Annotated in this window: 9 protein-coding genes and 1 pseudogene; 3 read left to right on the forward strand and 7 right to left on the reverse strand. The window is 69.5% G+C overall.

Annotation, left to right across the window (positions count from 1 at the left end; translation table 11 throughout):
* A pseudogene (locus tag PV679_RS33760) lies at positions 1-105 on the forward strand (ATP-binding protein); the annotation flags it as partial.
* A 139-nt stretch (positions 106-244) separates the two neighbouring features.
* On the opposite strand, the gene PV679_RS33765 reads toward PV679_RS33760, so the two are convergent.
* Together PV679_RS33765 and PV679_RS33770 are read right to left on the reverse strand one after the other, a co-directional pair.
* Positions 245-448 carry an acyl-CoA carboxylase subunit epsilon gene (locus tag PV679_RS33765; RefSeq protein WP_319684834.1) on the reverse strand — a complete coding sequence of 68 codons (204 nt, stop codon included), beginning with the start codon at positions 446-448 and terminating at the stop codon, positions 245-247.
* A gap of 65 nt (positions 449-513) precedes the next feature.
* Positions 514-2097, reverse strand: coding sequence for an acyl-CoA carboxylase subunit beta (locus PV679_RS33770; RefSeq protein ID WP_319684836.1), 1584 nt, complete (start codon positions 2095-2097; stop codon positions 514-516).
* 538 nt (positions 2098-2635) lie between these two features.
* Here PV679_RS33770 and PV679_RS33775 point away from each other — a divergent pair.
* Positions 2636-3841 carry a glycoside hydrolase family 64 protein gene (locus tag PV679_RS33775; RefSeq protein ID WP_319684837.1) on the forward strand — a complete coding sequence of 402 codons (1206 nt, stop codon included), beginning with the start codon at positions 2636-2638 and terminating at the stop codon, positions 3839-3841.
* Positions 3842-3925: 84 nt separating this feature from the next.
* On the opposite strand, the gene PV679_RS33780 is transcribed toward PV679_RS33775, so the two are convergent.
* Entirely contained in the window at positions 3926-4435 is a 510-nt protein-coding gene (locus tag PV679_RS33780) for a hypothetical protein (protein WP_319684839.1), read from the reverse strand.
* Between the two features lie 209 nt (positions 4436-4644).
* Here PV679_RS33780 and PV679_RS33785 point away from each other — a divergent pair, with 209 nt between their 5' ends.
* Positions 4645-5262: a YceI family protein gene (locus tag PV679_RS33785; protein ID WP_319684841.1), complete on the forward strand. Its 618-nt coding sequence runs from the start codon at positions 4645-4647 to the stop codon at positions 5260-5262.
* An 80-nt stretch (positions 5263-5342) separates the two neighbouring features.
* On the opposite strand, the gene PV679_RS33790 is transcribed toward PV679_RS33785, so the two are convergent.
* The 4 genes from PV679_RS33790 to PV679_RS33805 form a co-directional block, all read right to left on the reverse strand.
* Positions 5343-6686, reverse strand: a complete 1344-nt coding sequence (locus PV679_RS33790; protein ID WP_319684843.1) for a hypothetical protein — start codon at positions 6684-6686, stop codon at positions 5343-5345.
* A gap of 94 nt (positions 6687-6780) precedes the next feature.
* A complete protein-coding gene (locus tag PV679_RS33795; RefSeq protein ID WP_319684845.1) occupies positions 6781-9864 on the reverse strand; it encodes a glycoside hydrolase family 3 protein in 3084 nt (1027 codons plus the stop codon).
* 20 nt (positions 9865-9884) lie between these two features.
* Entirely contained in the window at positions 9885-11765 is a 1881-nt protein-coding gene (locus PV679_RS33800; protein WP_319684847.1) for a discoidin domain-containing protein, read from the reverse strand.
* Positions 11766-12032: 267 nt separating this feature from the next.
* Positions 12033-13010, reverse strand: a complete 978-nt coding sequence (locus PV679_RS33805) for a LacI family DNA-binding transcriptional regulator (RefSeq protein WP_319684849.1) — start codon at positions 13008-13010, stop codon at positions 12033-12035.
* Between the last annotated feature and the right edge of the window lie 181 nt (positions 13011-13191).

Raw genomic sequence — 13191 nt, forward strand, 5'->3', positions numbered from 1 at the left:
GGCCCCGACACCCCCATCATCACCACCGACGCCCGCCACCGCGCCGACGCCAAAAGCGGACTCATCACCCTCGTCGAACACGCACTCATGGCCCGCCTCCGGTAGCCATGGGCACACGCACGAAGTCCCCCGCGCTCAGGAAGTGCGGGGGACTTCGTGCGTGTGCGTCGCGCTCGGGTACGCGGCGGCCCCCGCACTCCGGGACCGGAGTGCGGGGGCCGTGACGCCGATGAGGCGGCGGGACTCAGCCCTGCCAGCTGTGCGGGGCGCGGAAGCCGGGGGTGCGCTCAAGCCTGCGCCAGCCGGCCGTGGAACGGCCGCGGTGCGCGGGGACCTCGGACTGGGCCGCGGCGCGGGCGACCAGGACCGCCGTGATGGCGGCCAGTTCCTCGGGGCCGGCGTGGCCCTTCTCGACGCGCAGCAGGGATTCGTTCGTCGGTTCTGTCATGGAGGTGGTGTCTCCGTCTTCTCGGCGGGAGGAGTCTTCTCGGTGGAAGGGCGCGGAGCGCCGGGTCACTGCGGAGGGTTGCCGTGCTTGCGGGACGGCAGGTCGGCGTGCTTGGTACGGAGCATCGCGAGCGCGCCCGCCAGGACCTCACGGGTCTCGGCCGGGTCGATGACATCGTCGACCAGGCCGCGCTCGGCCGCGTAATACGGGTGCATCAGCTCGGCCTTGTACTCCTTGACCATGCGGGCCCGCATGGCCTCGGAGTCCTCGGCCTCGGCGATCTGCTTGCGGAAGATGACATTGGCCGCGCCCTCGGCGCCCATCACGGCGATCTCGTTGGTGGGCCAGGCGTAGGTGAGGTCGGCTCCGATGGACTGCGAATCCATGACGATGTAGGCGCCGCCGTATGCCTTGCGCAGGATCAGCGAGATCCGGGGCACGGTGGCGTTGCAGTACGCGTAGAGCAGCTTGGCGCCATGCCTGATGATGCCGCCGTGCTCCTGGTCCACGCCCGGCAGGAAGCCGGGCACATCCAGCAGCGTCACGATGGGAATATTGAAAGCGTCACACATCTGGACAAAGCGAGCGGCCTTCTCGGACGCCTCGATGTCCAGGACACCGGCGAGCGACTGCGGCTGGTTGGCGACGATGCCGATCACCTGGCCGTCGAGCCGGGCCAGCGCGCAGATGATGTTGCGGGCCCAGCGCTCGTGGATCTCCAGGAAGTCGCCGTCGTCGACCAGTTCCTCGATCACCTTGTGCATGTCGTACGGGCGGTTGCCGTCCGACGGGACCAGATCGAGCAGGACGTCGGAGCGCCGGTCCGCGGGGTCCTCGGAGGAGACCGAGGGCGGGTTCTCGCGGTTGTTCTGCGGAAGCATCGACAGGAGGTAGCGCACCTCGGCGATGCAGGTCTCCTCGTCGTCGTACGCGAAATGCGCGACGCCGGAGGTCTCGGCGTGCACATCGGCGCCGCCGAGGCCGTTCTGAGTGATCTCCTCACCGGTGACGGCCTTGACCACATCGGGTCCGGTGATGAACATCTGCGAGGTCTCGCGGACCATGAAGACGAAGTCCGTGAGGGCCGGGCTGTAGGCGGCGCCACCGGCGCACGGACCGAGCATCACGCTGATCTGCGGGATGACCCCGGAGGCGCGCGTGTTGCGCTGGAAGATGCCGCCGTAGCCGGCGAGCGCGGAGACGCCCTCCTGGATACGGGCGCCCGCGCCGTCGTTCAGCGAGACCAGCGGAGCACCGGCGGAGATGGCCATGTCCATGATCTTGTGAATCTTGGTGGCGTGGGCCTCGCCCAGGGCGCCGCCGAAGATCCGGAAGTCATGGGCGTAGACGAAGACGGTACGGCCCTCGACGGTGCCCCAGCCGGTCACGACGCCGTCGGTGTACGGCTTCTTCGCCTCCAGGCCGAAGCCGGTCGCGCGGTGCCTGCGGAGCTGCTCGACCTCCTTGAACGAACCCGGGTCGAGCAGCAGCTCGATGCGCTCACGGGCGGTCAGTTTGCCCTTGGCGTGCTGGGCCTCGGTCGCGCGCTCGCTGGGCCCTCGGTGTGCCTGCTCGCGCAGGGCGTGCAGTTCCGCCACCCGCCCCCGGGCGTCGACTGGGTCGCTCGGCGTCTCGTCCACTACGGTCATGTACCAACCCTACGAAGACCACACAGGAAAACACGCCGTCGACTCCACACAGTCTCCTGACGGTATTCCTGGTGGGCCTGGACAGAACCCGGCCCGTTGCGGGGCTCCTGGACAGCAAGGTACCTCCACCGCTTGTGGGGTTCTTCCTAGATGTAAGCCCCGGGCCATCTCCCGGCCATGGCGGCCAGCGCGCGCGGCGGGCCGCTTCGAAGCCCGACCGGACCGCGCGCCGCGGCCCGCCGGAGGAGCCGGACGGCCCGGTGGCGGGCCATGACCCTCAGTCGCCGGCCGATCCGGCGCGGCCCTCGCCGGGCCCGGTACGGCGGCCCGCACCGGGCGAGCACGCCGACGGCGAGCGGTCCGGAGGCCACGGGTTCCCGGCGATACACCCAAGCGAGTGGATCGCGAACTTCTGAGAGCGCTCTCAGTCGGACCTCTTGACGCCCTTCCGCCGCCTCGCGAGAGTAGTCCGCGACGCGGGCGCGACCCCCACATATCGCGCATTCCCGCGTTCCCCCCACATTCCAGGAGAACATCCGTGATATCACGTCGACTGTTCCTCACCGGCACGGCCGCCACCGCGGCGGCGACCACCTCTCCTCTCTGGGCCCCCGGCCTCAGCTCCCGGGCGACGGCCGCGGCGGACACCTGCGAGATCGCCCTCCAGAACACGTCGTTGCCCGGCTCGGTCAACGCGTACGTCACCGGCCATGAGCAGGGCACCGACCGCTGGGTGCTGCTGCGCGCCGACGGTACGGTCTACCGGCCGGACTCGCCCGCCGCACCGGGCACCCCGCTCCCGGTGGACTGCGCCATCCCGCTCGGCGCCGCGGGCGGCGCGCCGGTCGTGCTGACGCTGCCGCAGATGTACGGCGCCCGGGTCTACTTCGTACGCGACGACACTCTGGACTTCTTCCTCAACCCGGGCCCCGCCCTGGTCGAGCCCGCCTTCGCGACCAGCGCCGACCCCAACTACGGCCGCACCTGGTCGTTCTGCGAGTTCACATTCAATCCGGACCAGCTCTACTCCAACATCAGCTACGTCGACCTGGTGACGGCCCTGCCCATCGGCATCACGCTCGAAGGCGACGCGACCCACACGGTCGCACCGCTGCCCGACGGCGCCCTGCAGCGGATCGCGGACGGGCTCACCGCTCAGGCGGCCGTCGACGGACACCCGTGGGACCGGCTGGTCCTGCGCGGTGCGGACGGCGGCGTACTGCGCGTGATCTCGCCGCAGAACCTGGCCGGAGAGGCGCCCTTCGCGAGCGTCTGGGACAGCTATGTCGACCAGGTCTGGGAGAAGTACAGCTCCACTGATCTGACGATCGATCTCCAGGGCGGCCGAGGCGTGTTCACCGGCCGGGTCAGCGGTGACACCCTCACCTTCAACGGCGGCCACACCTTCGCCAGGCCGACCTCGATGGACATCTTCACCTGCAACAGCGGGCCGTTCGCCAACAACCCGGGCGACTCCGACGACAAGAAGGGGCTGCTCGCCCGGCTCGCGGCCGCCTTCAACCGATCGACCGTGCTGAGCCACGCCGCCCAGCCGAACGGCGCCACGGCGGCGGACTACTACCAGGACCCGGTCACCAACCACTTCGCGCGGGTGCTGCACGCCAACACCCCGATCGGCTACGCCTTCCCGTACGACGATGTCCAGCCGGACGGCCAGCCCGATGTCTCGGGCGCCGCGCACGACGGCGATCCGCGCCGCTGGACGGTGTCCGTCGGCTCCTGAGCCACCGCCGCGCGACGGTTCCCCGTCCTCCGCTCCAAGGAGGCCGGGGAACCGCCGTGTTCGCGTGTCGCCGCCGCAACAGGCTCAGCAGCCGCCGCAGTTGTAGAAGGTCACGTCCCAGTGGTTGCCCTCGTCGGCGTACACATTGCCGGCGCCCGACTGCCACTGCGGATAGCCGTCACCGCGCACGCCGATGTAGGTGAAGGTGTTCTTGACGTAGTTGGTGAGACAGGTGGACTTGGCGAAGTCCAGCTTGTAGCCGTTCCAGTGCGAGTACGTGCCGCTGGCGTGCCCGGTCTCCGTACCTCCGGTGATGTTGAGGCCGCAGCCGACGGCGCCGCGCAGCGTCTGCGCTCCCTGAGCCGTGGTCAGGTTGAGCTGGTCGAACGACGTACAGGTCGGCGTGTTGCGGTTGGAGCAGCCACCGGACGAGGACCAGGTGATCCCGGACGAGCTGAACATCGAGGTCGCGGTGGCGTGTGTGATCTTGGTGGCGGCCTGAGCCTCGGTGGCCGAGCCGAGCACTCCGAAGCCGGGAGCGAAGAGCGCGCCGAGGACGAGGGCGAGCGCGCTGAGGACTGTACGAATTCTCATGGGGGGTTCCCTCCTGCTGAAGACCGTGGTCGCGATGGAGCGGCTGTGCAGGTGGAGCAGGTGGAGCAGGGAGATCGTGCCCGATGTCTACGCGCGTCCGCCAGAGGGCGTCGCCATCGATCGGATGACGTTGTTGAACATTGAACGAGATCGCGCTACAGTACGGCTCGTCGTTGAAGATTAAACAATCGCTCTTCAGGGAGAGAACCATGGCTTTCTTCGGCCGCAAGAACAACGCCTCGGTCGCCACCGCCGACCGCGAGATCGACCCGGCGCTGGCCGCGCTGACCGGCGAGTACACCATCGACCCGGCGCACAGCACGATCAGCTTCACCGTCCGTCACGCGATGGTCACCAATGTCCGCGGCTCCTTTGTCGAGCACGAGGGCTCGCTGAAGCTGGACGGTGCGAACCCGGCGGCCTCGTCCGCGGCGATCGACGTCTCCATCTCCAGCGTCGACACCGGGATGGCCGACCGCGACGGTCACCTGCGCAGCGCCGACTTCTTCGACGCCGAGACGTTCCCGAAGATGTCCTTCCGCTCGACCACCGCCGAGCACGTCGGCGCCGACACGTACCGCATCACCGGCGATCTGACCATCAAGGACGTCACCCGGCCGCTCACCATCGACCTGGAGTTCAACGGCTCCGCCACCGATGTGTACGGCAACGAGCGCGTCGGTTTCGAGGGCAGCGCCGACATCCTGCGCTCCGAGTGGGGCCTGACCTGGAATGCCGCGCTGGAGACAGGCGGCGTGCTGGTCAGCGACAAGGTCAAGCTGAGCTTCGACATCTCCGCGATCAAGAAGGCGCCCGAGGCGGCCTGAACCCGGTGCGAGCCGTGGCGGATGAGACGACCGGCGGGAGCCGGCTCCTGAGTGGCGCGGCAGGTCCGACCGGCGCGGCGCTACAGACCGCTCCCGCCGTCGAACCCGCCGCCGTCACCGAAGCCTCCGCCGCCGAAGTCACCGTTGCCGAAGTCGCCCGGGTCATGGCCCGGGCCCGGGTAGCCGCCGTAGTCGCCGTCTCCGTAGTCGGCCGCATAGGCGGGAGTGGCCATCATCGAGCCCAGCATCGTCCCCACCAGCAGTCCGGGAAGCAGCCCGCCGCCGAAGTAACCGCCGGCCCAGGGCCCGTACACCGGTCCGGCCTCCCAGTACGGACGGCGTCCGTGCTCGGTCCGCACCGTACGGGTCATCGGCTCGTCGCCGTCACCCAGTCTGGTCGCGTCGGCCGCGCAGACCGGTACGGCCCGCAGCACACCGGCGGGCGGCGCCCAGTCGGCCTCGGTCACCGCGGGTCCATGGCGCGGGTCGAAGAAGCACGGCGAACGGCGCTCCGGAAGAGGCGCGCCCTTTCTGCGCGCCTCCAGCACGGTCAGCGAGAACCTGCCGTCCTCCAGCACCTCGGTCACGCCGCGCACATCACCGGGCCGTGCGGCGGCGGCCATCCGTGATTTCGCCTTCTCGTACGCGTCGAGCGAGTGCTCGTAGTCCGCGCGCATCGCGTCGTCGGCGCCCGCCTCCACCGGATGGAAGTCGAGCCGGTCGAGTTCCTCGCCGAAGGCGGTGATGTCCTCGTCCACGACGACCCGCAGCTTGTCCATCGCCTCCCGGTCGCGTTCGACCTGCTTACGGCGGTTGCGGCGCACCGCCGCGTAGGCGCCCGCGCCGCCCAGCACGACCAGCGCGCCGAGCACGATCAGTCCGGTGGACGAGCCGCCGACATCGCCCGATTCCAGCTCCGGGCCGGCTCCCCAGGAGGCCGGAGCATGACCGCGGGTCTGCGGCAGCGCCCGGTCGACGAACTTGTGCAGCTCGGTCGCGGCGTCGGCGGAGCCTCCGGTCCTGACCGCTTCCGTGAGATCGCGCACGGCCCGCTTCGACAGCACCGCCGCGTCCGCGCCCGCGTTGAAGCCGTCACCGAGCTGGATGGCGTACAGGCCCATCACCCCTGTCGCGGCCCGCACCGACTCCAGCACGTTCTGCGGCGGGAACTCCGCGGCCCGGGGCAGTACGGCCACGAAGACCGGCTTGTCCGCGTCCTTGATCTTCTTCGCCAGCGCTTCGGCGTCGGCCGCCGGAAGCCGGCTCGCGGCGCGCGGGTCCACATAGACCGGGCCCTTTCTGAGGGCCTCTGCCACCGCCGCGGGGCCGGTGTCGGCGGTCCGGTCGCCCGGCGTCGCCGTGAAGGCGGTGGCCGACAGGGCGAGCAGCAGCCCGAGCAGTGTGAAAAGCAGCCTGGTCCTCATGCATCAACGCTACCCAAAGCGGGGCAAACTCGGACAGGCGAACAGGTGGTGCACCCGGACGGCCGTCCGGGTGCACCACCTGTGGAATGTGCCGTCAGGCAACCTTGTAGGCCGCTGTCAGCTTGGCCACCGCACCGGTCAGATCACCGGTCAGGAGCAGATGATCCGCCTCCGCGAAGGGCTTCGCGGACGCCTCCGTGAGGTGCTGACCGATCTTCTGCTGGACCAGCAGCCTGGCCTGGCCGACCAGCGCCCTGCCCTCCGCGGACTTCCCGCGGCCCGCCTTCTCCAGGACATGGGCCGCGAGACCGATGGCGGTGAGCGTGAGCTGACCGCCGCCGGGCGGCTTCTGGAGAGTCGTCAGACCCCAGCCGTACGGGAACTGCGGGTCGTACGAGGTGTCACCGACGTTGACCGGCAGCGACTCCACCGACTTCGGCCAGGTCAGCGGAAGCTGACCGGTGAAGGGCTTCTTGCCGTAGAGGACGTCGGCCACGCCGTCGCCCTCGGTGCCCGGCAGCCAGGACGCCACCAGCGCGTCGATGTCGCCGAGCCGGTCGCCGATGAGCTGCGGACGGCCCGAGACGATCAGCACGGCGCACCTCATGGCCGCGCAGACCGTGTCGACGGCCGTCCGGTCCGCCGCCGACAGCTCCAGGTCATGGCCGTTGCCGACATCGCCGATGCCTTCGGCGTACGGGGTCTCGCCGACGACGACCACGCCCACGTCATATCCCTCGGTCGGGGCCGAGGCGGTTCTGGAGTACGTGAGCGAGGCGTCGGGAGCGGCCTTCCTCAGGCCCTCCAGGATGGTCGTCCCGGTGGTGGTCCTCCCGGAGGCGCCCTGCCAGGTGATGGACCAGCCGCCCATCTGGTTGCCGAGGTCGTCGGCGTTGGAACCGGCCACATACACCTTCTGGGAAGGCTTCAGCGGCAGGACCGCGCCGTCGTTCTTGAGCAGCACCTGGGACTTGGCGGCCGCGTCGCGGGCCACCGCTCGGTGCTCGGGCGAGCCGATCCTCGACTGGTTCGTGGTGTCGGCGTACGGCTTCTCGAACAGGCCCAGCTTGAACTTCTGCTCCAGGATGCGGGAGACCGCGTCGTCGATCCGGCTCTGGCTGATCCGGCCCGCCGTCACCTCGTCCTGGAGCGTCTGGACGAAGGTCTTGTACGCCGTCGGCACCATGATCATGTCGAGACCGGCATTGATGGAGGTGCGGACATCGCTCGCGTAGTCGCCGGGTATCTGGTCGATCGCCTGCCAGTCGCTGATGACGAAGCCCTGGAAGCCCATCCGGCCCTTCAGCACACCGTTGATCATCGCGGCGTTGGCGTGCATCTTCACCGGACCCTCGTCGTCACCGAGGATGTCCAGCGAGGAGTACGACGGCATGACCGTGCCCGCGCCGCGCTTGACGGCCTCCGCGAACGGAGCGAGATGGACCGCCTCCAGCTCCTGGCGGGTGACCTTCGTGATGCCCTGGTCGATGGTGTACGAGCCGGTGGTGGACGAGCCGTACTCCGTACCGCCGTCGCCGACGAAGTGCTTGGCGCTGGTCAGCACCTTGTCGTGGCGGTCCAGGTCCTTGCCGGACGAGGCGCCCTGCATGCCGTTGATGACCGTCTCCATGGCCGTGACCAGAGCGGGGTCCTCACCGAACGCCTCGTACGTACGGCCCCAGCGCTCGTCGCGCGAGACACACAGGCACGGCGCGAAGTCCCACGGGACACCGGTGGCGCGCACCTCGCTCGCCGTCACCGCGCCGGTCTTCCCGGCGACCTCCGGGTCCCGGGTCGCTCCGATGCCGATGTTGTGCGGCATGATCGTCGCGCCGACGACATTGTTGTGGCCGTGCACCGCGTCCACGCCGTAGATCAGCGGGATCTGGTAGCGGGTGGCCTGCGCCCTGAGCTGATAGGCGTCGATCATCTTCGCCCAGGCCGCCGGTGTGTTCGGCGTCGGCACGGAACCGCCGCCCGAGAGCAGCGAGCCCAGGTCGTACGTCGCGATGTCGCTCTGGGCCGTGAGCGCGTTGCGCTCCGCCTGGGTCATCTGGCCGGCCTTCTCGGCGGGCGACATCCGGGACAGCAGGTCCGCGACCCTCTTCTTCACCGGCAGTCCGGCGTCGAGATACGGCAGACCGTGCGCGTCGATGACGACCTGAGGAGTCTCGGCCGGCGCCTTGGCACCGGTGACGGTCAGCTTGAGCGGGACGGTCTCCGCGCTCTCACCGCTCCGGTCCTTGAGGGTCGGGACCTCGACCGTCCGCGAGGTGCCCGACGCGCTGCCGGCCGGGAAGGTGACCGTGCCGGAGACCGGCCGGTAGTCCTTGCCCGCCTCGGCGGTGCCGCCCTCGGTCGTATAGGCGACCGTGACGGGCTCGTCCACCGGGACGGATCCGGTCGTGCCGACCGAGATCCTGACCTTGGCCGTGCCGCCCTCGGTGACCGGATGGACGGCGGCGTCGGTGAGGACGCTCGCCTTCAGGGCCGGGTCGGCCTTCCCGTACAGCTCCACCGCGTCCAGCGCGAACCGTCCGGCCCCGCCGGTGGGCAGCGTGACGGCGTAGCCCCACATCTGGGTCAGGCCGAGGACCTGGTCGATACCGCCGACCGGCTGATAGTCGGTGCGGTACTGGAAGTCGGCGAAGGGAATCTCGACGAGATGCCAGCCCTCCCAGTCGTCGGTGAACGAGGTCGTCCACAGCTCGGAGGCCTCGCCGTTGGCGCCGCCGTCCTTGATCTCGAAGTTGATCTTCTTGCCGGAACCGGGCGGCAGGGGCGCGGTGTTCTGGCCGTACCACCAGAAGCGGATGCCGCGGTGGGCCGACCAGTCGTGGGACGGCTGGTCGAAGGCGAAGTCATGGCTGAATCCGCCGTAACCGCTGATGTCGTAGTCGCCTTCGAGGACCTTGCCGCCCTCCGGGGCGTCGGCGCGGTCCCTCAGAGCGAGCGTCGGCGGATCGTCGGTGTCGCCGCCCCAGGTGAAGAGTCCGCCGGCGGGCGGACTCGCGAACGGGACCTCTCCCTCGAAGCGGTCGACGGCCACCGGGGCCGGATCGTCCGCCGCGGCGGACGATCCGGCTCCGGCGAGTGGCAGCAGGCCCGCCAGGACGGCGGCGGCGACAAGCGCCGCCGTCCTGGCGCCGCGCCCGGGTCTCACAGGTGTGCCTCGCATGGTGCTCCTTTGAACCGTTGTCACTTCTGTTCGACCCGCACCCAGTCGACCTCGGCCTTGATCCCGCCCTGCGCGATACGGTCCACGCTCGACTGCGGAAGGCCCCAGTAGGGCTGGGTGACCTTGTTCCAGCCGGCCGGATAGGCACCGCCCAGAGCAAGGTTGAGGATCACGTACTGGTTGTGGTCATAGACCCACTTGCCGCGGGTGGACTCCAGCTTCTGGCGGGATATCTCCTGCACCACGCGGTCGTCGACGGTGAAGCGCATTCCCTCGGGCAGCCACTCGACGGCGTACGTGTGCCACTGGTCGGCGCGCCCGCCGTCCGGGAAGGTCTGGGTCTTGCCAACATTGCCGTCGGCGGAGTAGCCCGGTCCGTGCAGCGCGGTGCTGGTCCAGTCGCCGTAGCCGATGTTCTCCATGATGTCGGTCTCACCGGAGCCGGGCCAGGAGACCGACGGGTCGTCGACGTCGCTGCCCAGCATCCAGAACGCCGGCCAGTAGCCGTCGCCGACCGGGAGCCTCATACGGCCGCTGACCTTGCCGTAGGTGAAGTCGAACTTGGTGTTGGTGTCGACACGGCCCGAGGTGAAGTCGTACGTACCGCCGCCGGGCACGGTGGTGCAGCCCTTGCAGTACTTCGACTGGAGTACCAGCGCGCCGTTCTCGGTGCGGATGGTGTCCGGCGAATCCACATACGCCTGCGACTCACCGTTCACCGAGCCCATCTCCTGGCCGGTCCGCACCACGCGCCACTTGTTCCGGTCGAGGCCCGAGCCGGTGAAGTCGTCGAAGAACGTCGTGCGGTAGGCACCGCCCGGGTTCTTCGGCAGGGCCGGATAGGCCGCGGCCGCGCTGCCGCCCGTGCCCCAGACCTGGAACTCGTACAGCGAGTAGCCGAACTGCGCGGTGGACGGAGCCGGATTGAAGAAGGAGCGGCGCTCCTTGCCCAGCATCCGTACATAGCGGCCGGTGGCCGGTGTGGGCAGGTTGACGGTGTCGCGCCGGCCCACGGCCTCGGCCGGCGACTTGACATCGGCGCGACGGGCCGCGACGTCGGCGGCGGACGGCCGGTAGACCGTGCGCCAGGTGCGGTTGTCGTCGGAGACCTGGAGTTCGTAGTCGACCGCGTAGGCCGCTTCCCAGTAGAGGTCGACCGATTCGATCCTGGACTGGGCGCCCAGGTCGACACCGACCCAGCGGTCCGCGTTCCAGTCGCTCGCCCAGCGTGACTGGTCGGCCTTGAGATCGGCGGGCCAGCCACCGTCCGTCACATAGGCGGGTGAATTACCGGCGTGCTGGTACAGATTGCCGTACGCCGGATGGTTGAGGGCCAGGTTGGTGCGGGTGGTCGAGGCGGGGGCCTGCTCGCCGCCGTACACCTGGAAGGAGAAGAGTGAGTAACCCCAGGCGGTGGCTCTCTGGACACCGCGCATCCGGACGTAGCGCGCGGTCACTTCCTGGGGATAGGTGTGCGCGGTGACGACTCCGCCGGTGCCTTCGGTCTCGGTGTAGAAGCTCGTCCAGTTGGTGCCGTCCTGGGAGGCTTCCAGGACGTACTGCTTTCCGTAGGCGGCCTCCCATTCGAGCTTGACCTGGTTGACGCGGATGACGCCGCCCAGATCGACCTGGATCCAGGCGTTGTCCGCGAAGTCGCTCGACCAGCGCGAGGCGCCGTTGCCGTCGAAGGCGGCGCCCGCTCCGGCTTCGGCGTTCTCGCTGCCTGAGGCGGTGACGGAGGCCGGGTTGGCCGCGTAGGCGGCCGCCGCCCGGTCGGTGTTCCAGGCCGCGGCGGCGGCCACGGCCCGGTCGGGGCCTGGCTGGGGAGCGCTGAACGCGAGCGGGGCCGACAGGGCCACCAGAGCGGCGGTGGTGGCCATGAGGGTCATACGTGAGGGCATCGGTGCCTCCGGGTGGGGGGTGCGGGTGGGCGGGGCCGGTCCATTCGGCGGATCTGGTGGTGGATGGGCTGTGGAGGGGGTTACCGCTGCTCGGCCAGGGTGAGGCCGATCGTGTCGCGGTACCACTTGGCACTGTCCTTGAGGACGAGGAAGGGCAGGGGGAGTTCACCGCGGCCCGGCCCGCGGGAGGTGCGTGAGCGAGCGCCGGTGCTCAGGCGGAGGTGACACCGGGGCCGCTCGGCTCGCGGCTCCGTCGTGTCGCCTCCGCTACGGCGCCGACTGCCGTACGACGAGTTCGGTGGGCAGCACGGCCGGTTCGTCCGGTGCGGACGCTCCGCCGAGGTGGGCGAGGAGCATCCGCGCCGCCGTCTCACCCATCTGCCGGGTGGGCTGGCGGACGGTGGTCAGCGGCGGCTCGGTGTGTCTCGCCATCGGAAGGTTGTCGAAGCCGACCACGGCGATGTCGTCCGGTACGGTCCGTCCGGCGGCCCGCAGGGCGCGCAGCGCGCCGGCCGCGCTGATGTCGTTGTGTGCGAACACCGAGTCGAACTCGACGCCGTTGTGCAGGAGTTTCTCGACCGCGAGCCGTCCCGACAGCTCGGTGAAGTCCCCCACCACGACGCGATCGGTGGGCAGGACCTCACGGAAACCGGCGAGCCGGTGGCGTACGCAGCCGAAGTGCGCGGGACCGGTGATGACGAGTGGTTTGCTCCGGCCGTCGGCCAGCAGATGGCGGGCCGCCGACGCGCCTCCTTCGTGATTGGTCGTCACGACGGAGGGGAAGTCCTCGGGATGCCTGCCGCGGTCGTCGATCAGGACGATCGGCAGGCCCTGGTGGTGCAGGCCGATGATGGTGTCGACGGTGTTCTCTGGCTCGACGACCAGCAGCCCGTCGAAGGCACGGGCCGAGACCTGGCTGGTGAAGCGCTCCACCGATTCGGCGCCGCGGTTGCAGGTGAACAGCAGCAGTCCGTAACCGGCGGCCTCGACGGTGTCGACCACTCCCTGGAGCACCTCGCCCATCCACGGCCAGGTCAGCGAGGGCACCAGCATGCCGACCGTACGGCTGCTGCCGCGGGCCAGTCCGACGGCGCCCGAGCTGGGCACATAGCCGAGCTGAGCGATCACCGCGCGAACCCGTGCGGCCGTACCGCCGTCGACCTCGCCCTTGGTATTGATCACCCGGGACACGGTCGTCTTGCTGACACCGGCCTCACGGGCGACATCGGCGATCGTGACACGCATCGGAGCCTCCACGTCGAGGGATGGAACCGGTACCGCAACCGGTACCGGAACCGGTACCGGCGTTGGGCGGTGAGTTAACCGGCGCGCAACACAGCCGTCAATACTTCACGCCGAGATTGGTCCGAACCTTTGTTACGTACCAGGCCGGCCGCAGGTCAGAGGCGTTATGCGTTCAGGTTGT

This window comes from Streptomyces sp. AK02-01A (assembly GCF_033795305.1).
Lineage (GTDB): Bacteria > Actinomycetota > Actinomycetes > Streptomycetales > Streptomycetaceae > Streptomyces.

What these genes read in the sequence shown, in the direction of transcription:
- PV679_RS33765 (WP_319684834.1), bottom strand. Translation starts at nt 448, where the DNA reads ATGACAGAACCGACGAACGAATCCCTGCTGCGCGTCGAGAAGGGCCAC.
- PV679_RS33770 (WP_319684836.1), bottom strand. Translation starts at nt 2,097, where the DNA reads ATGACCGTAGTGGACGAGACGCCGAGCGACCCAGTCGACGCCCGGGGG.
- PV679_RS33780 (WP_319684839.1), bottom strand. Translation starts at nt 4,435, where the DNA reads ATGAGAATTCGTACAGTCCTCAGCGCGCTCGCCCTCGTCCTCGGCGCG.
- PV679_RS33785 (WP_319684841.1), top strand. Translation starts at nt 4,645, where the DNA reads ATGGCTTTCTTCGGCCGCAAGAACAACGCCTCGGTCGCCACCGCCGAC.
- PV679_RS33790 (WP_319684843.1), bottom strand. Translation starts at nt 6,686, where the DNA reads ATGAGGACCAGGCTGCTTTTCACACTGCTCGGGCTGCTGCTCGCCCTG.
- PV679_RS33795 (WP_319684845.1), bottom strand. Translation starts at nt 9,864, where the DNA reads ATGCGAGGCACACCTGTGAGACCCGGGCGCGGCGCCAGGACGGCGGCG.
- PV679_RS33800 (WP_319684847.1), bottom strand. Translation starts at nt 11,765, where the DNA reads ATGCCCTCACGTATGACCCTCATGGCCACCACCGCCGCTCTGGTGGCC.
- PV679_RS33805 (WP_319684849.1), bottom strand. Translation starts at nt 13,010, where the DNA reads ATGCGTGTCACGATCGCCGATGTCGCCCGTGAGGCCGGTGTCAGCAAG.